Annotated in this window: 18 protein-coding genes and 2 tRNA genes; 6 read left to right on the forward strand and 14 right to left on the reverse strand. The window is 70.8% G+C overall.

From position 1 onward, the window contains the following. Positions 1 to 201 precede the first annotated feature (201 nt). From ABD347_RS02495 to ABD347_RS02505, 3 genes are all read right to left on the reverse strand, one after another. On the reverse strand, positions 202 to 543 hold the full coding sequence (locus tag ABD347_RS02495) for a DUF4233 domain-containing protein (RefSeq protein WP_344355828.1): 342 nt from the start codon (positions 541 to 543) through the stop codon (positions 202 to 204). Then, positions 543 to 2,099 (reverse strand): bifunctional tetrahydrofolate synthase/dihydrofolate synthase, encoded by a 1,557-nt coding sequence (gene folC / locus ABD347_RS02500; protein ID WP_344355830.1) that lies wholly within the window; start codon positions 2,097 to 2,099, stop codon positions 543 to 545. The genes ABD347_RS02495 and folC overlap by 1 nt, the downstream gene beginning before the upstream one ends. A gap of 109 nt (positions 2,100 to 2,208) precedes the next feature. Beyond that, positions 2,209 to 4,830, reverse strand: coding sequence for a valine--tRNA ligase (locus ABD347_RS02505; protein WP_344355832.1), 2,622 nt, complete (start codon positions 4,828 to 4,830; stop codon positions 2,209 to 2,211). Between the two features lie 138 nt (positions 4,831 to 4,968). On the opposite strand from ABD347_RS02505, the gene ABD347_RS02510 reads away from it, so the two are divergent. Further along, entirely contained in the window at positions 4,969 to 5,922 is a 954-nt protein-coding gene (locus ABD347_RS02510; RefSeq protein WP_344355833.1) for a hypothetical protein, read from the forward strand. Positions 5,923 to 6,011: 89 nt separating this feature from the next. On the opposite strand, the gene clpX is transcribed toward ABD347_RS02510, so the two are convergent. From clpX to ABD347_RS02535, 5 genes are all read right to left on the reverse strand, one after another. Further along, the gene (clpX, locus tag ABD347_RS02515) at positions 6,012 to 7,295 is read right to left on the reverse strand and encodes an ATP-dependent Clp protease ATP-binding subunit ClpX (RefSeq protein WP_344355834.1); all 1,284 of its coding nucleotides are present in this window, start codon (positions 7,293 to 7,295) and stop codon (positions 6,012 to 6,014) included. Between the two features lie 136 nt (positions 7,296 to 7,431). Further along, positions 7,432 to 8,106, reverse strand: coding sequence for an ATP-dependent Clp protease proteolytic subunit (locus tag ABD347_RS02520; RefSeq protein ID WP_344355836.1), 675 nt, complete (start codon positions 8,104 to 8,106; stop codon positions 7,432 to 7,434). A 46-nt stretch (positions 8,107 to 8,152) separates the two neighbouring features. Next, entirely contained in the window at positions 8,153 to 8,758 is a 606-nt protein-coding gene (locus tag ABD347_RS02525) for an ATP-dependent Clp protease proteolytic subunit (RefSeq protein WP_344356351.1), read from the reverse strand. Positions 8,759 to 9,019: 261 nt separating this feature from the next. Continuing rightward, a complete protein-coding gene (gene tig, locus ABD347_RS02530) occupies positions 9,020 to 10,393 on the reverse strand; it encodes a trigger factor (protein WP_344355838.1) in 1,374 nt (457 codons plus the stop codon). A 174-nt stretch (positions 10,394 to 10,567) separates the two neighbouring features. Then, positions 10,568 to 10,644, reverse strand: a tRNA-Pro gene (locus tag ABD347_RS02535). Positions 10,645 to 10,777: 133 nt separating this feature from the next. On the opposite strand from ABD347_RS02535, the gene ABD347_RS02540 reads away from it, so the two are divergent. After that, positions 10,778 to 10,851: transfer RNA gene (locus ABD347_RS02540), tRNA-Gly, on the forward strand. 249 nt (positions 10,852 to 11,100) lie between these two features. On the opposite strand, the gene ABD347_RS02545 is transcribed toward ABD347_RS02540, so the two are convergent. Beyond that, positions 11,101 to 11,295 carry a hypothetical protein gene (locus tag ABD347_RS02545; RefSeq protein WP_344355840.1) on the reverse strand — a complete coding sequence of 65 codons (195 nt, stop codon included), beginning with the start codon at positions 11,293 to 11,295 and terminating at the stop codon, positions 11,101 to 11,103. 396 nt (positions 11,296 to 11,691) lie between these two features. Between ABD347_RS02545 and ABD347_RS02550 the strand changes: the two genes are divergently transcribed. Beyond that, on the forward strand, positions 11,692 to 12,804 hold the full coding sequence (locus tag ABD347_RS02550; protein ID WP_344355842.1) for an acyltransferase family protein: 1,113 nt from the start codon (positions 11,692 to 11,694) through the stop codon (positions 12,802 to 12,804). On the opposite strand, the gene ABD347_RS02555 is transcribed toward ABD347_RS02550, so the two are convergent. After that, positions 12,791 to 13,240: an HD domain-containing protein gene (locus ABD347_RS02555; protein WP_344355844.1), complete on the reverse strand. Its 450-nt coding sequence runs from the start codon at positions 13,238 to 13,240 to the stop codon at positions 12,791 to 12,793. The two genes, ABD347_RS02550 and ABD347_RS02555, sit on opposite strands and share 14 nt — an antisense overlap. A gap of 10 nt (positions 13,241 to 13,250) precedes the next feature. Then, entirely contained in the window at positions 13,251 to 14,396 is a 1,146-nt protein-coding gene (locus ABD347_RS02560; RefSeq protein WP_344355846.1) for a PP2C family protein-serine/threonine phosphatase, read from the reverse strand. 107 nt (positions 14,397 to 14,503) lie between these two features. Here ABD347_RS02560 and ABD347_RS02565 point away from each other — a divergent pair, with 107 nt between their 5' ends. After that, positions 14,504 to 15,733, forward strand: a complete 1,230-nt coding sequence (locus ABD347_RS02565) for a GNAT family N-acetyltransferase (protein WP_344355847.1) — start codon at positions 14,504 to 14,506, stop codon at positions 15,731 to 15,733. Here the strand turns inward: ABD347_RS02565 and ABD347_RS02570 are convergent. Together ABD347_RS02570 and ABD347_RS02575 are read right to left on the reverse strand one after the other, a co-directional pair. Further along, positions 15,721 to 16,530, reverse strand: coding sequence for an Fpg/Nei family DNA glycosylase (locus tag ABD347_RS02570; protein WP_344355849.1), 810 nt, complete (start codon positions 16,528 to 16,530; stop codon positions 15,721 to 15,723). The two genes, ABD347_RS02565 and ABD347_RS02570, sit on opposite strands and share 13 nt — an antisense overlap. Next, on the reverse strand, positions 16,530 to 17,024 hold the full coding sequence (locus ABD347_RS02575; protein WP_344355851.1) for a ribose-5-phosphate isomerase: 495 nt from the start codon (positions 17,022 to 17,024) through the stop codon (positions 16,530 to 16,532). Before ABD347_RS02575 ends, ABD347_RS02570 begins: the two co-directional genes overlap by 1 nt. A 148-nt stretch (positions 17,025 to 17,172) precedes the next feature. On the opposite strand from ABD347_RS02575, the gene ABD347_RS02580 reads away from it, so the two are divergent. Both ABD347_RS02580 and ABD347_RS02585 read left to right on the forward strand, forming a co-directional pair. Continuing rightward, positions 17,173 to 18,606 carry an amino acid permease gene (locus ABD347_RS02580; RefSeq protein WP_344355852.1) on the forward strand — a complete coding sequence of 478 codons (1,434 nt, stop codon included), beginning with the start codon at positions 17,173 to 17,175 and terminating at the stop codon, positions 18,604 to 18,606. Positions 18,607 to 18,694: 88 nt separating this feature from the next. Continuing rightward, positions 18,695 to 20,029 carry an FAD-binding oxidoreductase gene (locus ABD347_RS02585; RefSeq protein ID WP_344355853.1) on the forward strand — a complete coding sequence of 445 codons (1,335 nt, stop codon included), beginning with the start codon at positions 18,695 to 18,697 and terminating at the stop codon, positions 20,027 to 20,029. Here ABD347_RS02585 and ABD347_RS02590 read toward each other — a convergent pair. Continuing rightward, positions 20,010 to 20,594, reverse strand: coding sequence for a biotin transporter BioY (locus ABD347_RS02590; protein WP_344355854.1), 585 nt, complete (start codon positions 20,592 to 20,594; stop codon positions 20,010 to 20,012). The genes ABD347_RS02585 and ABD347_RS02590 overlap by 20 nt on opposite strands. Positions 20,595 to 21,015 lie beyond the last annotated feature (421 nt).

The following is a 21,015-nucleotide window of genomic DNA, read 5'->3' on the forward strand; positions in this document are numbered from 1 at the left end:
GTTCCCGGCGCCGGTACGCCGTTCCTGGCGCGGCCCGCCTGGGGAGAGGCGCCTTCGGCCGCCGGTGGCTCGGGGCGGGTGCCGGGGCCTGCGCCCACGCGGCGGGTCACCCGCGAAGGGCACCGGCCCGGGACGTGCGGGGCGGGGCGAGGCGGGGAAAAAGCTCCGCCCCCGGGCCTCCGGACGGGTGACGCCGCCCCGTCAGGGCTGCTCCGGCTGGGCCGCCCAGGCGGCCTTGGCTTCGTCGATCTTGCGGCCGAAGTGGACCGACGCCCACCACAGCCCCGCGAACACCGCGCCCAGGAAGAACATGACCGGCACGACGAAACCGCTCGCGATCAGCGCCACCTGGAGCGCCCAGCCGAGCTGTATCCCGCCCGGCCGGGTGATCATGCCGCACAGCAGCACGCTCAGGGCCATGAGAACGCCGCACACCGTCCAGACGGTGCCCATCGACAGGCTGTCGTCCTTCATGGCCACCAGCCCGGCGAAACCGATCACGAAGAACTCGCCGATCAGCGTGGACGCGCAGAGCGTACGCATCAGAAACCTCTGCCTTTCCCGAGCAGCAGCCGGGCCTCGCCGACCGTGATCACCGACCCCGTCACGAGGACGCCCGCCCCCGCGAACTCGTCCTCCTCCTCCGCCAGAGTGATCGCCGCCTCCAGCGCGTCGGGCAGACGCGGCTCGACCACCACCCGCTCGTCGCCGAAGACCTCGACGGCGATCGCGGCCAGCTCGTCCGCGTCCATCGCGCGGTGGCTTGAGTTCCGCGTGACGACGACCTCCGCGAAGATCGGCTCGAACGCCTCCAGCAGGCCCCGGACGTCCTTGTCCCCGCTCGTGCCGACGACACCGACCAGCCGGGAGAAACCGAACGCCTCGCTGATGCCCTCGGCCGTGGCCCGCGCGCCCGCCGGGTTGTGCGCGGCGTCCAGCACCACGGTCGGGCTGCGCCGCACCACCTCCAGGCGGCCCGGCGAGACCACCGAGGCGAACGCCCCGCGGATGCGGTCCACGTCCAGCGTCCGCGCCTCCTGGGCGCCCACGCCGAAGAACGCCTCCACCGCCGCCAGCGCCACCGCCGCGTTGTGGGCCTGGTGCGCGCCGTAGAGCGGCAGGAAGATCTCCCCGTACTCACCGCCCAGCCCGCGCAGCGTCAGCAGCTGCCCGCCGACGGCGACCTCGCGCGAGACGACGCCGAACTCCATGCCCTCGCGGGCCACCGTCGCGTCGACCTCGACGGCCTTCTTGAGCATCACCTGCGCCGCGTCCACCGGCTGCTGCGCCAGGATGACGGTGGCGCCCTGCTTGATGATCCCGGACTTCTCGCCGGCGATCTCGGCGTGCGTCGTACCGAGCCGGTCCGTGTGGTCCAGGTCGATGGGGGTGACGACGGCGACGTCGCCGTCGATCACGTTCGTCGCGTCCCAGCTGCCGCCCATGCCGACCTCGACGACCGCCACGTCCACGGGGGCGTCGGCGAACGCGGCGTACGCCATACCGGTGAGGACCTCGAAGAAGGACAGCCGGTACTCCTGGGACGAGTCGACCATCTCGACGTACGGCTTGATGTCCCGGTACGTCTCGATGAACCGCTCATGGCTGATCGGCGCGCCGTCGAGGCTGATCCGCTCGGTGATCGACTGCACGTGCGGCGAGGTGTACCGCCCGGTGCGCAGGTCGAACGCGCCGAGCAGGGCCTCGATCATCCGGGCCGTGGACGTCTTGCCGTTGGTCCCGGTGATGTGGATCGAGGGGTACGCGCGCTGCGGCTCGCCCAGCACGTCCATCAGCGCCGCGATCCGCGTCACCGACGGCTCCAGCTTGGTCTCGCCCCAGCGGGTGGCCAGCTCCTGCTCCACCTCCCGCAGCGCCTTGTCCACCTCCGGGTCGGCGGGCCGCGCGGGCACCGCCTCGTCCGCCTGGGGCGGGCCGGCCTGCGCGCGCAGCGTACGGCTGCCGGCCTCGATCACCGCCAGGTCGGGGGCGGGGGTGTCCCCTGCTCGATCGGAGTCGAGAGCTTGGGGGAGGTCGGTTGCGGCTTCCACGATCTCGTCGAAGTCGTCGCTGTCGCTGGACGGGGGCTGCTCACTCACGGGACCAGTCTACGGAGCCCCGCCGACAGCGCCCGGACCGGTGCCGCGACGGCGGGGGTACGAGGCGCGAGCCCCGCGCCCCCGCCGTTCGGGTCACGTCTCGTTCCGCCTACGCCTCGGGCAGGTTCGCCAGCTGGTTCTCGATGCGGGCGATGTCCTCGTCCGCCTTCGCCAGCCGCGTGCGGATCTTCTCCACGACGTTGTCCGGGGCCTTGGCGAGGAACGCCTCGTTGCCGAGCTTCGCCGTGGCCTGCGCCTTCTCCTTCTCGGCCGCCGCCAGGTCCTTCGCGAGGCGCTTGCGCTCCGCCGCCACGTCGATGGTGCCCGACAGGTCGAGCGCGACCGTGGCGCCCGCGACCGGCAGGGAGGCGGTGGCGTGGAAGCCCTCGCCCTCCGGCTGGAGGCGCAGCAGCTGGCGGATGGCCGCCTCGTGCGGCGCCAGCGCCGTGCCGTCCAGGTCCAGCCGGGCCGGGACCTTCTGACCGGGCTGGAGGCCCTGGTCGGAGCGGAAGCGGCGGACCTCGGTGACGACCCGCTGGACCAGCTCGATCTCGCGCTCGGCGGCCTCGTCGCGGAAGCCCGAGTCGGCCGGCCAGTCGGCGACGACGAGGGACTCCCTGCCGGTGAGCGAGGTCCACAGCGTCTCGGTGACGAACGGGACCACCGGGTGCAGCAGCCGCAGCGTCACGTCGAGGACCTCGCCGAGGACGCGGGCCGAGACCTCGGCGGGCTCGCCGCCGCCGAAGAACGTGGTCTTCGACAGCTCGACGTACCAGTCGAAGACCTCGTCCCACGCGAAGTGGTACAGCCCGTCCGAGAGCTTCGCGAACTGGAAGTCCTCGTAGTACGCGTCGACTTCGGCGACCGTGGCGTTGAGGCGCGACAGGATCCACCGGTCGGTGGCGGACATCCGCGACGGCTCGGGCAGCGGACCGTCCACCGTCGCGCCGTTCATCAGGGCGAAACGGGTGGCGTTCCAGATCTTGTTGGCGAAGTTGCGGGACGCCTGGACCCAGTCCTCGCCGATCGGGACGTCGGTGCCGGGGTTGGCGCCCCGGGCGAGGGTGAAACGGACGGCGTCGGAGCCGTACGCGTCCATCCAGTCCAGCGGGTCGACGACGTTGCCGAAGGACTTCGACATCTTCTTGCCGCGCTCGTCACGGACGAGGCCGGTCAGCGCGATGGTCCTGAACGGGACCTCGCCGTCCATCGCGTACAGGCCGAACATCATCATCCGGGCGACCCAGAAGAAGATGATGTCGTGGCCGGTGAGCAGGACGTCGGTGGAGTAGAACTTCTCCAGGTCCGGGGTCCGCTCCGGCCAGCCGAGCGTGGAGAACGGCCACAGGCCGGAGGAGAACCAGGTGTCCAGGACGTCGGTGTCCTGCGTCCAGCCCTCGCCGGTGGGCGCCTCGTCGTCCGGCCCGACGCAGACGACCTCGCCGTCCGGCCCGTACCAGACCGGGATGCGGTGGCCCCACCACAGCTGGCGCGAGATGCACCAGTCGTGCATGTTGTCGACCCAGTCGAAGTACCGCTTCGACATGTCCTCCGGGTGGATCCTCACCCGGCCGTCGCGGACCGCGTCGCCGGCGGCCTGGGCGAGCGGGCCGACCTTGACCCACCACTGCATCGACAGGCGCGGCTCGATGGTGGTCTTGCAGCGCGAGCAGTGGCCGACGGAGTGGACGTACGGGCGCTTCTCGGCGACGATCCGGCCCTGCGAGCGCAGCGCGCCGACGACGGCGCTGCGCGCCTCGAAGCGGTCCAGGCCCTGGAAGGGACCGTGGACGGTGATGACACCGCGCTCGTCCATGATGGTCAGGGACTCCAGGCCGTGGCGCTGGCCGATGGCGAAGTCGTTCGGGTCGTGGGCGGGGGTGACCTTGACGGCGCCGGTGCCGAACTCGGGGTCGACGTGCGTGTCCGCGACGACCGGGATGGTGCGGTCGGTCAGCGGCAGCTTGATGCGCCTGCCGACGAGGTGCTTGTACCGCTCGTCGTCGGGGTGGACGGCGACCGCGGTGTCACCGAGCATCGTCTCGGCGCGGGTGGTCGCGACGACGAGCGTCTCGTCGCCCTCGCCGTACTGGATGGAGACGAGCTCGCCGTCGTCCTCCTGGTACTCCACCTCGATGTCCGAGATGGCGGTCAGGCAGCGCGGGCACCAGTTGATGATGCGCTCGGCGCGGTAGATCAGCTCGTCGTCGTAGAGCCGCTTGAAGATGGTCTGGACGGCCTTGGACAGGCCCTCGTCCATGGTGAACCGCTCGCGCGACCAGTCGACGCCGTCACCGAGGCGGCGCATCTGGCCGAGGATCTTGCCGCCGTACTCCTCCTTCCACTGCCAGACGCGCTCGACGAACTCCTCGCGCCCCAGGTCGTGGCGGGACTTGCCCTCCTCGGCGAGCTGCTGCTCGACCTTGTTCTGGGTGGCGATACCGGCGTGGTCCATGCCGGGCAGCCAGAGCGTCTCGTGGCCCTGCATCCGCTTGCGGCGGGTGAGGGCGTCCATCAGCGTGTGCTGGAAGGCGTGGCCCAGGTGGAGGCTGCCGGTGACGTTGGGCGGCGGAATGACGATGGTGTACGGGGGCTTCTCGCTCTTCGCGTCGGCCGTGAAGTAACCGCGCTCCACCCAGCGCTCGTACAGCTTCCCCTCTACCTCGGCCGGCGCGTACTGGGTCGGCAGTTCGGGGACGGATGCTGGCTGCTGCTGAGTGTTCTCGGTCACGGGCCACAGTTTAGAGGTGTCACAGGCCCGTACTGAAACGGGATTGTTCGGTAACGGTGCGACCCCCGCCGTCCCACAGCGCGAGGGTTTCGGCCAGGATGTGAGGAACGCATAAGCATTCGGAGGGGGAGCCCCTTAATGAGTTACAACCAGCCAGGCCCGTACGGCGGGCAGCCCCAGCAGCCCGGACCGTACGGCCAGCCGGGTCCTTACGGTCAGCCGCCGCAGGCGCCCCAGCCCGGTTACGGCTACCCCCAGCAGGCCCCGCCCCCGCAGGGCGTGCCCCAGCAGGGTTACGGCTACCCCCAGCAGCCCGGCCAGCCCGGCCCTTACGGCCAGCCCCCGCAGCAGCCCCCCTACGGCGCGGGCCCCGGCGCCTATCCCCCGCCCCCGCCGGCCGCGGGCGGCGGCGGCGGCAAGAAGGCGGGTCTGATCATCGGCGCGGTGGCGGCGGTGGCGGCGATCGCCGTGGGCGCTTACTTCGTGTTCGGCGGCTCGGGCGGCAGCGGCGACCTCGCGAACGACGGGCCCCACAAGCTGGTGACTCCGGCGACGGTGCTCGGCGAGTACAAGAAGGGCAAGGGCGACAGCGGCAGTTCGTCGTCCGACGACGACCTGCTCAAGGAAGCCGAGAAGTGGGGCGTGAAGAACGCCAAGGAGGTCGAGGCGGGCTACCAGTCCGGCGACGAGAGCAACCCCTTCGCGTCCAAGATGCTGCAGTTCGGTGGCGTCTACGGTGAGATCGAGGACCCCGAGAAGGTGGTGGACGCCTTCTTCGCCCATATGAAGTCGGAGTCCGAGAAGGAGCCCGACGCCGAGGCGAAGCTCGTCGGCAGCCCGCAGGCCTACGAGCCGGAGGGGCTGGAGAACGCCGTCCTGAAGTGCCAGCAGATGAAGGGCGCCACCGGTGCCTCGGCGGGCGAGGGCCCCAAGGACGTCACGCTGACGGTGTGCGTGTGGGGCGACCACAGCACCCTCGGCATGGTGATGCCGATCGACATGGCGGGTGCCCTGACCGGCAAGGGCGGCGACCCGTCGGCGGCCGCGGACACGACCGTCAAGCTCCGCAAGGAAGTCCGCGTCAAGGCCTGACGACGCACCGCACGGCGGCAGAAGGGCGCCCGCCCGGTTCTCGGAAACCGGCGGGCGCCCTTTCGCTGTACCTCTTATGCCTCGTACCGCTACGCGGACTTCTCGTGGCGGCCCGGGTCCTTGACGACCCTCGGGACCAGGGTCGGGTTGACGTTGTTGTGGACCACGTCCTCCGTGATGACCACGCGGGCCACGTCCTTGCGGGAGGGGACCTCGTACATCACCGACATCAGGACTTCCTCCATGATGGCGCGCAGGCCGCGCGCGCCGGTGCCGCGGAGGATGGCCTGGTCGGCGATGGCTTCGAGGGCCGGCCGGTCGAAGTCCAGCTCCACGCCGTCGAGTTCGAAGAGGCGCTGGTACTGCTTGACCAGCGCGTTCCGGGGCTCGACGAGGATCTTGAGAAGTGCCTCGCGGTCCAGGTTGTGGACGGAGGTGATGACCGGGAGGCGGCCGATGAACTCCGGGATCATCCCGAACTTCACCAGGTCCTCCGGCATGACCTCCTGGAACTGGTCGCTCGCCTCGATCTCGCGCTTGGAGCGGATCGTCGCGCCGAAGCCGATGCCCTTGGCACCCGCGCGCGATTCGATGAGCTTCTCCAGGCCGGCGAAGGCGCCGCCCACGATGAACAGCACGTTCGTCGTGTCGATCTGGATGAACTCCTGGTGCGGGTGCTTGCGGCCGCCCTGCGGGGGGACCGAGGCCGTGGTGCCTTCCAGGATCTTGAGCAGGGCCTGCTGAACGCCCTCGCCCGACACATCGCGGGTGATCGACGGGTTTTCGCTCTTACGGGCGACCTTGTCGATCTCGTCGATGTAGATGATGCCCGTCTCGGCCTTCTTGACGTCGTAGTCGGCGGCCTGGATGAGCTTCAGCAGGATGTTCTCGACGTCCTCGCCCACATACCCGGCCTCCGTGAGCGCCGTCGCGTCGGCGATGGCGAACGGGACGTTGAGCATCCGGGCCAGGGTCTGGGCCAGGAGCGTCTTGCCGGAGCCCGTGGGGCCCAGCAACAGGATGTTGGACTTGGCCAGTTCGATCGCGTCGTCCCGGCCCTGCGCGCCGCCGTTCTCGCCGGCCTGGACGCGCTTGTAGTGGTTGTACACAGCGACGGAGAGGGCCTTCTTCGCGGGCTCCTGCCCGACGACGTACCCCTCGAGGAACTCGTAGATCTCCCGCGGCTTGGGAAGTTCCTCCCACCGCACCTCGGAGGTCTCGGCGAGCTCCTCCTCGATGATCTCGTTGCAGAGGTCGATGCACTCGTCGCAGATGTACACACCGGGGCCTGCGATGAGCTTCTTCACCTGCTTCTGGCTCTTTCCGCAGAACGAGCACTTGAGCAGGTCGCCGCCATCACCGATGCGTGCCACGAGGTGCTTCCCCTTCGCCTGGGAGCGGCTTGGTTCAGCCGGCTCCTGGTGCCTCATATCCGACGGTACCTTGCCGGGCCCCGTGTTCGGGCCCCCCTTGGCACGGTTCACACCGTGCCAAGGGAAGGTCGGGCCGTCAGGCCGCCGCCCCTGCGGTGCTCTTACGGGTGGAGACGATCTGGTCCACCAGGCCGTACGCCAGGGCGTCCTCGGCCGTGAGGATCTTGTCGCGCTCGATGTCGTCGCGGATCTTCTCGATCGGCTGGGTGGAGTGCTTGGCCAGCATCTCCTCCAGCTGCGTGCGCATGCGCAGGATCTCGTTGGCCGCGATCTCCAGGTCGGAGAGCTGCTCACGGCCGGTGCCGCCGGACGGCTGGTGGATCAGCACGCGGGCGTTGGGCAGGGCCATCCGCTTGCCGGGGGTGCCGGCGGCCAGCAGCACGGCCGCGGCGGAGGCCGCCTGGCCCATGCAGACCGTCTGAATGTCCGGCTTCACGAACTGCATCGTGTCGTAGATGGCCGTCAGCGCGGTGAAGGACCCACCGGGGCTGTTGATGTAGATGGAGATGTCGCGGTCCGGGTCCATCGACTCCAGGCACAGCAGCTGCGCCATGACGTCGTTGGCGGACGCGTCGTCGATCTGCACGCCGAGGAAGATCACGCGCTCCTCGAAGAGCTTCGCGTACGGGTCGTACTCGCGCACGCCCTGCGAGGTGCGCTCGACGAAGCGCGGGACGACGTACCGGTTGTCCACCTGCGGGCCGGTGTAGAGGCCGCTCGCGGAGAAGTTGCTCATATGGGTGTTCACCATCCTGGTGGCGTTCGGCGGGGCTGGGAGGCAGGGGGCGGGGGCCGGCTCAGGCGCCGGTGCCGCCACCGCCCGGAACGCCCGCGGCGGCAGACATGATGTCGTCGATCAGGCCGTACTCCTTGGCCTCCTCCGCGGTGAACCAGCGGTCGCGGTCACCGTCGCGGATGATCGTCTCCACGCTCTGGCCGGAGTGGCGCGCGGTGATCTCGGCCATGCGCTTCTTCGTACGGAGGAGGTACTCGGCCTGGATCTTGATGTCCGAGGCGGTTCCACCGATGCCGGCGGAACCCTGGTGCATCAGGATGTCGGTGTTCGGCAGCGCGAAGCGCTTGCCGGTGGAGCCGCCGGTGAGCAGGAACTGGCCCATGGAGGCCGCCATGCCCATACCGATGGTGACGACGTCGTTCGGGATGTACTGCATGGTGTCGTAGATGGCCATGCCGGCCGTCACCGAGCCACCCGGGCTGTTGATGTACAGGTAGATGTCCTTGTCCGGGTCGGCGGCAAGGAGCAGCATCTGCGAGGTGATCTTGTTCGCGATCTCGTCGTCGACCTGCTGGCCGAGGAAGATGATCCGCTCGCCGAGCAGCCGGTTGTAGACATGGTCGCCGAGGCCACCACCGATGGACGGCTCACCCGCGGCGTAAGGCATCAGATTCGTCACGTATCCACCTGCTCGTCTCTGACGGCTGCGGCCGTCTCAGCGTGTTGCGTACTGGGGGCGGGTACTCCCCTGCCCTCGTATTCATGGACCCTAACGCGCTGGTCGGCGGGCGCCATCCCGGTTCCCGAACTGTTCGCTGGGAGCGCAAGGTAGTTGGGCCGACGAGGGCGGGCCGGGTCCGTACGGCGACGGGCCCGATCGCACGCGGGTGCGGATCGGGCCCGTCGGACCGTTCATGCCGGGCCGGGCTCAGGCCTCGGTCTTGTCCTCGGACTCCTCGGCGGAGGCCTCGACCGTCTCGGCGGTCTCGTCCTCGTCGTCGAGCTCGACCGGCTCGCCGTTGGTGTCGACGACCTTGGCGGCCTCGACGACGACCGCGAGGGCCTTGCCACGGGAGACCTCGCCGACGAGCATCGGCACCTGGCCGCCCTCGACGACGGCCTTGGCGAACTGGTCGGGGCTCATGCCGGAGGAGGCCGCACGCCGCATGAGGTGCTCGGTGAGCTCCTCCTGGTTGACGTTGAGCTTCTCCCGGCTGACCAGCTCGTCCAGGATGAACTGGGTCTTGATCCCCTTGACCGCCTGCTCGCGGGTCTCGTTCTCGAACTCCTCGACGGTCTTGCCCTGGAGCTCGAGGTACTTCTCGATGGTCAGGCCCATCTGGCCGAGCTGGTGGTGCTCGAGGTTGTGCTTGCGGGTGTTGACCTCGTCCTCGAGGAGCTTCTCGGGGATCGGCACCTCGGCCAGCTTCAGCAGCTCGTCCAGGACGCGCTCCTGGGCCTGGGTGGCCTGGTCGTACTGCTTCATGTTCTCGAGGCGCTTGCGGCTGTCCGCGCGCAGCTCCTCGAGGGTGTCGAACTCGGACGCCATCTGGGCGAAGTCGTCGTCGAGCTCGGGAAGCTCACGGGCGGCGACCTGGGTGACCTTGACGGTGACCTCGGCCTCCTTGCCCTCGGCGGAGCCGCCCTTCAGCTCCGAGGTGAAGGTGGCCTCGCCACCGGCCTCCAGGCCGGTCACGGCCTCGTCGATGCCGTCGAGGAGCTCGCCGGAGCCGATCGTGTACTGCACACCGCTGGCGACGCCGTCCGGGAGGACCTCGCCGTCGACCTTGGCCTCGAGGTCGACCGTCACGACGTCGCCCTCGGCGGCGGCGCGCTCGACCGGGTTGGTGGAGGCGAAGCGGTCGCGCAGCTGCTGCACGGACTTCTCGACGTCCTCGTCGGTGACCTCGACGGCGTCGACCGTCACCTCGATGCCGGAGTAGTCCGGGATCTCGATGGTGGGGCGGATGTCGACCTCGGCGGTGAAGGCCAGCACCTCGCCGTCCTTCAGCTCGGTGATGTCCACCTCGGGCTGACCCAGCGGATTGACCTCGGCCTCGTTGACGGCCTCGGTGTAGAACTTCGGGAGGGCGTCGTTGACGGCCTCCTCCAGCACCGCACCACGGCCGAACCGCTGGTCGATGACACGAGCCGGGATCTTGCCCTTGCGGAAGCCCTTGACCGTGACCTGCTGGTTGATCTTCTTGTACGCCGCGTCGAGGCTGTCCTTGAGCTCCTCGAAGGGCACCTCGACAGTGAGCCGAACCCGGGTCGGGTTCAGGGTCTCCACGGCGCTCTTCACGGTTCGGTCTCCTTGGTGGCTGATTCTTGGATTCTGCCGGTGCCGCTTGCGGCGGTTCCGGCCGATTCGGCCCGGTCAGAGAGACACACGGGCACGCAGCTTGCATAGTAACCGCAAGCGGGATGAGGCCCACAATGTGATCTTGGTTGCGCACGTGATCCGGCGCATCCGGTGTGGTCGGGGTGGCGGGATTTGAACCCACGGCCTTCCGCTCCCAAAGCGGACGCGCTACCAAGCTGCGCCACACCCCGTCGGTGCGACACGTAGGGTACATGCCCCACGGCGGTGAGTCGGCACGATTACGAGGTGTGCGTCGACCGGGCCCGACCCGCTACGATGACCGTGCGTTCGCGCCGAGGTCCTGTGGCCCGCGGTGCGTTGCTTGCGGGCGTAGCTCAATGGTAGAGCCCTAGTCTTCCAAACTAGCTACGCGGGTTCGATTCCCGTCGCCCGCTCCATCCGGCCGCGGCCCGGGCGGGAGGCCGATTCCCCAGCCCGGGCCGTGTCGCGTTTTCCGGGCCGCTCAGCCCATCCGGGCCTTCACGTGCCCGATGACCTCGTCGAACTCCTCGGTGGGCGAGAAGTCCAGGTACTGCCCCGGTGCGGGCACTGGCACAGGCCGCCTCCCGCGATGGGCCCTCCCCCGCCGGGCCCCTCTTCCAGTCCGGTCCCGGCCGTGCCGCGCCGCGCTGCGACTGGCGAGCGACTCAGAAACTGATCTGGTTGATCGTGGCCGCGACCGAGTCGAGGAAGCGCCGTATGGACGGCGCCATGCCGGACGAGGCGAGGAAGAAGCCGAAGAGCACGGCGACTATCGCGGGCCCCGCCTTGAGGGAGCCACCGCGCATCAACACCACGAGAATGATCGCCAACAGCACCACCACGGACAGTGAAATGGCCACAACTGATCACACACCCTCGGTCGGTCCACCTTGCCGGCCGGGGGTGCGCGGCCCGGCGCCCCCCGTTCGGTCCATCGTGCCACCAACATCTCCCCGTGGGAGGGCCGCTGACACATCGTTCACACGAGCGTGCCCCGCGCCCCGGCCGGTCCGGCGGACGGCCGGAAAGACGGACCGTGAATTCAATGTGATCGTTCTGCCCCGCACACATATTGATCACAGGACATTCGCAGCGTGTCCGGTGAGTAATTCTCCGCCGGAGAGTGCGTAGCGATACGCCCCATTTAAGGGGGATGAACCCGGACATAGAGGCCGCTTGCGGAGGGCGTCGGTGACGAATGGAGAGAATTACGGCGGGTTTTACGAGAGCGCTGAGGCATGGCTAGGGTGCTTCGGATGTTCCAGGCTCAGCATGGAAATCAGCAGACCCTGCTCCCGTCGGCCGGGGAGCCCGAGACCACCACGAGCGCCCGCGGACGCGGGACGGACAGACCCGGCCGGGACGCGTTCTTCGACAACGCCAAGTACCTGGCGATCGTGCTCGTCGCCGTGGCGCACGCGTGGGAGCCGGTCATGGACGGCAGCCGCGCGACCAGGGCGCTCTACATGTTCGTCTACGCGTTCCACATGCCGGCGTTCATCCTGATCTCCGGGTACTTCTCGCGGAGCTTCGCCGGGCGGCCCGACCAGCTGAGGCGTCTGGTCACCGGGCTCGTCGTGCCGTACCTGGTGTTCGAGGTGGCGTACTCGCTCTACCGGCGCTGGGCCGGCCACATCCCGGACCAGGCCATCAGCCTGACCGACCCCATCTACCTCACCTGGTTCCTGATCGCCCTGTTCGTCTGGCGGCTGTCCACGCCCCTGTGGCGCAGCCTCCGCCACCCGCTGCCCGTCGCCCTGGCCGTCGCCGCGCTCGGCTCGCTCACCCCCGGCATCGGGCAGGACCTGGACCTGCAGCGGGTGCTGCAGTTCCTGCCGTTCTTCGTGCTGGGCCTGTCGCTGAAGCCGGAGCACTTCGCGCTGGTGCGGCGCCGCGCGGTCCGGCAGGCGGCCGTGCCGGTGGCGCTGGGCGCCCTGGCGTTCACGTACTGGATCACGCCGGACGTCCGCATGGGCTGGTTCTACCGCAGCACCAGCGCCGAGGAGCTGGACGCGCCGTGGTGGGCCGGGCCGGTGGCGACCTTCACGCTCTTCGGCTGCGCCCTGGTGCTCACCGCCGCCTTCCTCGCCTGGGTGCCGCGCCGGCGGACCTGGTTCACCGTCCTCGGGGCGGGCACCATCTGCGGCTACCTGCTGCACGGGTTTTTGGTGAAGGCCATGGACTACTGGGCGCTCGTGCCCGGGTACGACCTCGGCACCCCGCTCGGCAGGGTCGTCGTCACGGCGGTGGCCGCCGTCGCGGTGACGGCCATGTGCACCCCGCCGGTGCGACGGGCGCTGCGGTGGGTGACCGAGCCGAGGATGGAGTGGGCCTTCCGGCGGGACACACCCGGCCTCAGTCGCCGCTGAGCCCCAGCAGGGCGCGCGTCCGCGCGTACTTGGCGGTCAGCCGGGCCCGGGTCGCCCCGTCCAGGACGGCGAGGCGGTCCGGGTCGGCGTTGTGCGCCAGGTCGGCCTCCTTGACGAGGCGGGCGCCCGGCACGGCGAGGACGCGGGCGGTGTACGCCTCGAGGTCCTCGCCCGGCCGCTTGGTGAGCGCCAGCACCATGTCCTTGACGGCCTGCGGCAGCGCGGCGCCCCGGAGCCAGGCCTCCGGCAGCCTGTCGTCCTCCACGGCGTCGTGCAGCCACGCCGCGGCCACCTGCTCGTCACTGCCGCCCCGGGACCGTACGCCCTCGGCCACCGCCCGGAGGTGCTCGGCGTAGGGGCGGCCCGCCTTGTCGGTCTGGCCCTCGTGGGCCTCGCGGGCGATCGCCTCGACCTCGGCCACTGTCAGATACGGCACGGGATGCCCCCTAAGCGTCACGGGTGATGAGCAGCAGGGCGCGGTCGTCGTTGACGTCCTTCGCGCACGCCTCGATCAAGTGCCATGCCGCGCCCTCGAAGCCTGACGCCACATAGCGGTCGGCCTCGCCGGTGAGCCGGTCGATGCCCTCGGCGATGTCCCGGTCCGCCGCCTCGACCAGGCCGTCGGTGAACAGCATCAGGACGTCCCCGGGCCGCAGCGAGCCCTTGACCGGATGGAAGTCGGCACCGTCGTACACGCCCAGCAGCGGGCCCTCGCCGGACATCTCCTCCCAGCGGCCGCTGCCCGCGTGCAGCTGGAGCGCCGGGAGGTGCCCGGCCGACAGCAGCTCGTAGTCGCCCGAGTCGAGGTCCAGCACCAGGTGGATCGAGGTGGCGAACCCCTCGTCCCAGTCCTGGCGCAGCAGGTAGCCGTTGGCCGCCGGCAGAAAGCCGTGCGGCGGCAGCGAGCCGAGCAGCCCGCCGAAGGCGCCGGACAGCAGCAGGGCGCGGGAGCCGGCGTCCATGCCCTTGCCGGACACGTCGGTCAGCACGACCTCCAGGGTGCGGCCGCCGTGCGTCCGGGCCGCGACGACGAAGTCGCCCGAGAAGGACTGGCCGCCCGCCGGCCGCAGCGCCATCTCGTGGTGCCAGCCCTTCGGCAGCCGGGGCAGGGCGCTCTGCACCCGGATGCGTTCCCGCAGGTCGAACAGCATCGTCCCGCCGCGTCGCCAGGGCACACCGACCCTGGCCCGGAACTGGGCTATGAGCAGCCCGAACAGCCCGCACGCGGCAACCACCAGGACCGTCCCGGGGGTGACGCGGCCGGCGCCCTGCGGGTAGGGGCCGAGGACGGCGGACTCGACGATCAGGGCACAGGCGGCCGCCGCGTACAGGGCCAGCAGGCTCGCCGGGCGCAGCAGCAGGCCGCCCGCCACGATGGGCAGGACGAGCGCGGCCGGGGCCGCCCACACGGGGGTGGTGATGGTGAGGAGTGTGATCGCCGGGATGGTGAGCAGCAGGCCCACCAGGGCGATCCAGTCGGAGCCGTCGCCGCGGAAGTAGTCGACCCCGGATTTGCGCAGGCCGACCTTGGCCCGGCGGGCGGACCTCCGCAGCCGGGCCAGGTACGCGTCCACTCGTGCGCTACGGGCCATTGGCCTGGACCCTATCCACCCGATGCGGCCCCGTGCAGGGGGACCCCTGAGACATTGCGTTCGAAATTGGGTCGCTCCGGGGGTGGGGCGCCTGATACGGATGGCATATGACGACAGACTTACGCGCACTGCGGCCGGCCGAGTGGGAGCCCTGGTTCAGGCAGTTGGAACTCGCGTTCGGGGGTGTGCCGGAACATCCTCAGGAGCGGGAGCTGTGGAAGGCGCTCACCGAGTGCGAGCGCTCGATCGGCGTCTGGGACGGGGACGTGTGCGTCGGCACGGCCGGGGCGTTCACGTTCCGGCTCTCCGTGCCGGGCGGCGCCCTGGTACCCACGGCGGGCGTGACCATGGTGAGCGTGGCGTCGACGCACCGGCGGCGCGGGATCCTCACCTCGATGATGCGGCGTCAGCTCGACGACGTCTTCGCGTGGGGGGAGCCGCTCGCCGTGCTGACGGCGTCGGAGCCCGCCATCTACGGGCGGTTCGGGTACGGCATCGCCACCCGTCAGCTGCGCGCGGAGATCGATACGGACCGGGTGCGGCTGTCCGTACCGGAGGGGACCGATGACGTAGCCCTCCGGCTCGCGCCGCCCGAGGAGGCGAGCGCCGCGTGCGAGGCGGTGTACGCGCGCCTGGTTCCCGGGCGGCCCGGGATGCTCGCCCGGCGCCCGGGCTGGGAGCGGCTCCCCCTGCTCGACCCGCCGGAGGAGCGGGCCGGCGGGTCGGCGCTCCAGTGCGTCCTGGCGGAACGGGACGGCGAGGTGGTGGGGTTCGCGCTGTACAGCACCAAACCGGAGTGGGGACCGGCGGGACCGAAGGGGACGGTACGGCTGCGGCACATGGGGGCGCTGGACCCGGCGGCGTACGCGGCGGTGTGGCGGTTCCTGTGCGGGATGGACCTGATGTCGGCGGTCCAGGTGGGGAACCGTCCGGTGGACGACCCGTGGCAGCACCTGGTCTCCGACGTCCGGCGCTGCGACCTGCGCGAGGTGGACGGTCTGCATGTGCGGTTGGTGGACCTGCCCGCCGCGCTGGAGGCACGCACGTACCGGGCTCCGGTGGACGTGGTCCTGGAGGTGGACGACGTCTTCTGCCCCTGGAACACCGGACGGTGGCGGCTTTCGGGCGACCCGAAGGGGGCGACGTGCTCCCGTACGGACGACGCCGCGGACCTCGCCCTGTCGGTGCGGGAGCTGGGCGCGGCCTATCTGGGCGGGGTGTCGCTCGCGTCGCTGGCGGGCGCCGGTCTGGTGCGGGAGGCGCGGCAGGGCGCCCTGGCGGAGGCGTCGCTGGCCTTCGGCTCAGCGGTCGCGCCCTGGCTGCCTCACGGCTTCTGACAGCCGGGGCACCAGAAGAGGTTGCGGGCGGCGAGACCGGCGGTGCGGATCTCGCCCCCGCAGATGTGGCAGGGCAGGTTCGCCCGGCGGTAGACGTACACCTCACCGCCGTGGTCGTCCACGCGCGGGGGACGGCCCATGGCCTCGGGGGTGTGCTCGGGGCGGACGGTGTCGATGCGGTTGTCGCGCACGCCCTGGCGCATGAGCAGCACGAGGTCGGCCCAGATCGCGTCCCATTCGCGCCGCGTGAGGTCCTGGCCGGCGCGGTAGGGGTCGATGCCGTGCCGGAAGAGGACCTCGGCGCGGTAGACGTTGCCGACGCCCGCGATGACCTTCTGGTCCATGAGCAGCGCGGCGATGGTGGTGCGGCTCCGGGAGATCCGCCGCCACGCCTTGTCCGGGTCGTCGCCGTCGCGCAGCGGGTCGGGGCCCAGGCGGTCGTGTATCGCGGCCTTCTCGGGGTCGGTGATCAGCGCGCAGGTGGTGGGGCCGCGGAGGTCCATGTACGACTCGGGGGCGGCGATGCGCAGTCGGACCGTGTCGGTGGGCGGGGGCGCGGGGGCGCCGCCGAAGGTGACCTTGCCGAACAGGCCTAGGTGGATGTGGACCCATTCGTCCCCGCCGAAGCCCAGGAAGAGGTGCTTGCCGTGGGCCTCGGTGCTCTCCAGCACCGTGCCGTCGAGCAGGGCCGCGGCGTCGGCGAACTTGCCCTGCGGGCTGGTCACCCGCACGGACCGGCCGCCGAACCGTTCCCGGTGGTCGGCGGCCAGTCGGTGGATCGTGTGCCCTTCGGGCATCAGGCGGTCGGCTCCTGCGGGTGGTGGGCCGGGACCGGGGGGAGCTCGCCGGTGGTCTCGTACGCCGAGAGCATCTCGATGCGGCGCGTGTGGCGCTCCTCGCCCGAGTACGGGGTGCTGAGGAAGGTCTCCACGAACGCGGTGGACTCCTCGACGGAGTGCATGCGGCCACCGATCGCGACGACGTTGGCGTTGTTGTGCTCACGGCCGAGCGCCGCGGTCTGCTCGCTCCAGGCGAGCGCCGCCCGGACGCCCTTCACCTTGTTCGCGGCGATCTGCTCGCCGTTGCCGGAGCCGCCGATGACGATGCCCAGGCTGTCCGGGTCCGCGGCGGTCCTCTCGGCCGCGCGGAGGCAGAACGGCGGGTAGTCGTCCTGGGCGTCGTAGATGTGGGGCCCGCAGTCGACGGGCTCGTGGCCGTGGGCCTTGAGCCACTCGACGAGGTGGTTCTTGAGTTCGAAGCCGGCATGGTCGGAGCCGAGGTACACGCGCATGGGTCCGAGTGTGGCACGCGCGCTGTCCGGGGAGGGCCGGTGGGGCCCTCGTACCGCGCCCCCGAGGCGGACTTTCGATCTTTACCCGTCTCGTGTTTGCATGCACGGGCTCGTAACCCGAGTCCCGTTCAGACGTAAGGAATCGTCCATGACGACGCACTCGACCCTGCGGAAGGAAGGCGGAACGCCCGGCGATCCCGGACTTCCGCAGCCCTCCGCCGGTCTCAAGGCCGGTCTCAAGAACCGCCACCTGTCCATGATCGCCATCGGTGGGGTGATCGGCGCGGGCCTGTTCGTCGGTTCTTCCGGCGGCATCGCCAAGGCCGGCCCCGCCATCCTCGTGTCGTACCTGCTGGTCGGCGTGATGGTCGTGTTCGTGATGCGGATGCTCGGCGAGATGGCGGCCGCGAGCCCCGACTCGGGTTCCTTCTCGGCCTACGCCGACCGGGCGCTCGGCCGCTGGGCGGGCTTCTCCATCGGCTGGCTGTACTGGTTCTTCTGGGTGGTGGTGCTGGCGGTCGAGGCGACCGCGGGGGCGGTGATCCTGGAGGGCTGGATACCGGCCGTGCCGCAGTGGGCCTGGGCGCTCATCGTGATGGTGGTGCTGACCGCCACCAACCTCGCCTCGGTCTCGTCGTACGGCGAGTTCGAGTTCTGGTTCGCGGGCGTCAAGGTCGTCGCCATCGGCGCCTTCGTGGTCATCGGTCTGCTGGCCGTGTTCGGCCTCCTGCCGGGCTCCGACAACCCGGGTGCGGGCCTGGCCCATCTCACGGACGCCGGCGGCTTCATGCCGAACGGCGCGGGCGCCATCCTCACCGGCGTACTGCTGGTCGTCTTCTCCTTCATGGGCAGTGAGATCGTCACGCTGGCCGCCGGCGAGTCGGAGGATCCGCGGCGGGCGGTCACCAAGGCCACCAACAGCGTCATCTGGCGTATCGCCGTCTTCTACCTGGGCTCGATCTTCGTCGTCCTGACCCTCCTGCCCTGGAACGACCCCTCGATCGTCGAGAAGGGCTCGTACGTCGCCGCCCTGGACTCCATCGGTATCGCGCACGCGGGCCAGATCATGAACGTGATCGTGCTGACGGCCGTGCTGTCCTGCCTCAACTCCGGTCTGTACACCGCCTCCCGCATGGCGTACTCGCTGGGCGAGCGCGGTGACGCTCCCCGGGCCTTCGCCAGGGCCAACGCCAAGGGTGTGCCGACCGCGGCGATCCTGGCGTCGGTCGCGTTCGGGTTCGCCGCCGTCTACTTCAACTACGCCTTCAAGGACACGGTCTTCGAATTCCTGCTGAGCTCCTCCGGCGCGGTGGCCCTCTTCGTCTGGCTGGTCATCTGCCTCACCCAGCTGCGGATGCGCGGGATCCTGCTGCGCGAGGCGCCCGAGAAGGTCACGGTGAGGATGTGGCTCTTCCCGTACCTGACGTGGGCGACCGCCGCGATGATCACCTTCGTGCTGGTCTACATGGTCTACGACAAGGACAACCGCGAGGTCGTCCTGCTGTCGACCCTGGTCGCGGCCGTCGTGGTGGGCATCGGTGTGGTGCTCGACCGCGGGCGCGGGGCACGACGGGAAGGCTGAACGAACGGCTGCGCCGATACCTGACGGGTCCTGTCAGGTATCGGCGGAAGGCTCCGCCGTGCACACCGAGTGGACGGAGGACCTTTTCATGATCACTTATCGCCCCGGGGACGCCGGGTACGACGCCGAGCTCGCCGGGTTCCAGACCGGTTTCCCCCTGCGGCCCGACCTGGTCGTCGCCGCCACCACCGCGGACGACGTGCGCCGCGCCGTCGCCCACGCCGCCGCGAGCGGCCTGCCGGTGGGCGTCCAGGCCACCGGGCACGGGCTGCCCGGGGCCGCCGGAGGGGGTGTCCTGATCTCCACCCGCCGCATGGACGGCGTACGGATCGACCCCCGGGCGCGCACCGCCCGGATCGAGGCGGGCGTCCGCTGGGGTCAGGTCGTCGAGGCGGCCGCGCCGTACGGGCTGGCACCGCTGAACGGGTCCGCGCCGGGCGTGGGCGCCGTGTCGTACACGCTGGGCGGCGGGCTGGGCATCCTGGCGCGGGAGTTCGGCTACGCGGCCGACCGGGTGCGGGGCCTGGAGGTCGTGACGGCCGACGGACAGCTCCGTCACGTCACCGCGGAGTCGGCGCCCGAGCTGCTGTGGGCGCTGCTTGGCGGCGGGCACGCCCTGGGGGTGGTCACCGCCATGGAGGTGGACCTCGTGCCGGTGGCCCGGCTGTACGGGGGGTCCGTCATGTTCGCGGACGGGGCGGCCACCGAGGCGGCCGGTGCGTACCTGGAGTGGACGCGGACCGTGCCGGACACCCTGACCTCGGCCCTGAGCGTGCTGGTCTTCCCCGACGAGCCGTTCGTGCCCGCGCGCCTGCGCGGCCGGTACACCGCGTCGGTCCGCGTGGCGTACACCGGAAGCGCGGCGGAGGGCGAGCGGCTGGTGGCGCCGTTGCGGGCGGTCGGGCCGGCGCTGGAGGACTCGCTGCGGGAGATGCCGTACGCCGAGTCGGCCACGATCCACGACGACCCGGAGCAACCGCACGCGTACTACGGGGACAACGTGCTGGTGCGCGAGCTGTCGGCGGGCGACGCCCGGCGGCTGCTGGAGCTGACGGGGCCCGCGTCACCGGTGTGGACGGTGACGCAGGTGAGGCACCTGGGCGGGGCGCTGGCCCAGGACCGGCCCAACGCGGTGCCGCACCGCGACGCCCGTTTCCTGGTGCAGGTGCTGTCGCCGCTGGACGGTGCCGGCGTGCCTGCCGTGCGGGCGCGGTACGCGGAGGTGTTCGCGGCGCTCGCGCCGGTCACCGTGGGCCGGTCGCTCAACTTCCGCTTCGGCGGCGCGGACCGTCCGGAGGGCGGCCCGGGCGGTCCGGGCGGTCTGTACGACCCGGAAACGGCGAAGGGGCTCGCCCGGGTCAAGGAGCGGTACGACCCGGCGAACCTCTTCGGCAGGAACCACGTCAGCCCTTCCGGCCGATGACCTTCCACGCGGCGGGCAGCACGCCCATCGCCAGCGCCGCCTTGAGCGCGTCGCCGATCAGGAAGGGCGTCAGGCCCGCGGCCACGGCCTGCGGCAGCGTCATGCCCGTCGCCAGGGCCAGGTACGGCACGCCGACCGCGTAGATGATCAGGGAGCCGAGCGCCATGGTGCCGGCCATGCGCAGCGCGGAACGGTCGGCGCCGCGCCGCGCGAGGGCGCCGACGACGGTGGCGGCGAGCAGCATCCCGAGGATGTAGCCGAAGGACGGCATGGCGTACCCGGACGTCGCCTGGGCGAACCACGGCATGCCGGCCACGCCCGCCACCGCGTACAGGGCCAGGGAGAGGAAGCCCCGGCGGGCTCCGAGGGCGGTGCCGACGAGCAGGGCCGCGAAGGTCTGGCCGGAGACCGGGACCGGCGAGCCGGGGACCGGTACGGCGATCTGCGCGGCCACGCCGGTGAGCAGGGCGCCACCGGCGACGAGCGCGATGTCGCGGACGCGGGCGGCCGGGAGCAGGTCGGCGAGGACCACTCCGTGGCGGATGGGGGCGGCGGCAGTGCTCATCGGGACTCCGGCGGGGGCTGAGGGCGGTTCGGAACAGGCCGACCGTAGCCCACGAGTGAACGCCCGATCACCGTCCGCCGACCACAAAGCGGTTGACGGCCCGTTGGTGGGGTTCTCACAAAGACACGGGATACACGTCGATGGGCGTGATGCTCGTCACTGGGAAGACCGAGTGGACAGCCCCTTGTGGGCCGGGAGAACGCGAAGGGAGAGACTGTGGAGTCCTTCCAATTACCTGAGAGTAGAGTGCTGCCCGACATCCCTCCCCCGGCGCGGCACCCCGCCGCCGGGGCCGCCCGTGGCGGCGGCGCTCCGAGCGCGAGGCGCCCGGGAAGCCGGCGCTCCGCATGTGGGGGCTCCCCGTACCGGCGCGGGCCGCCCCTCGCGGCGGTGGTGGTGGCCCGGGCGCTGCCGCCGCTGG

It is taken from the genome of Streptomyces gobitricini (assembly GCF_039532985.1).
GTDB lineage: Bacteria > Actinomycetota > Actinomycetes > Streptomycetales > Streptomycetaceae > Streptomyces > Streptomyces gobitricini.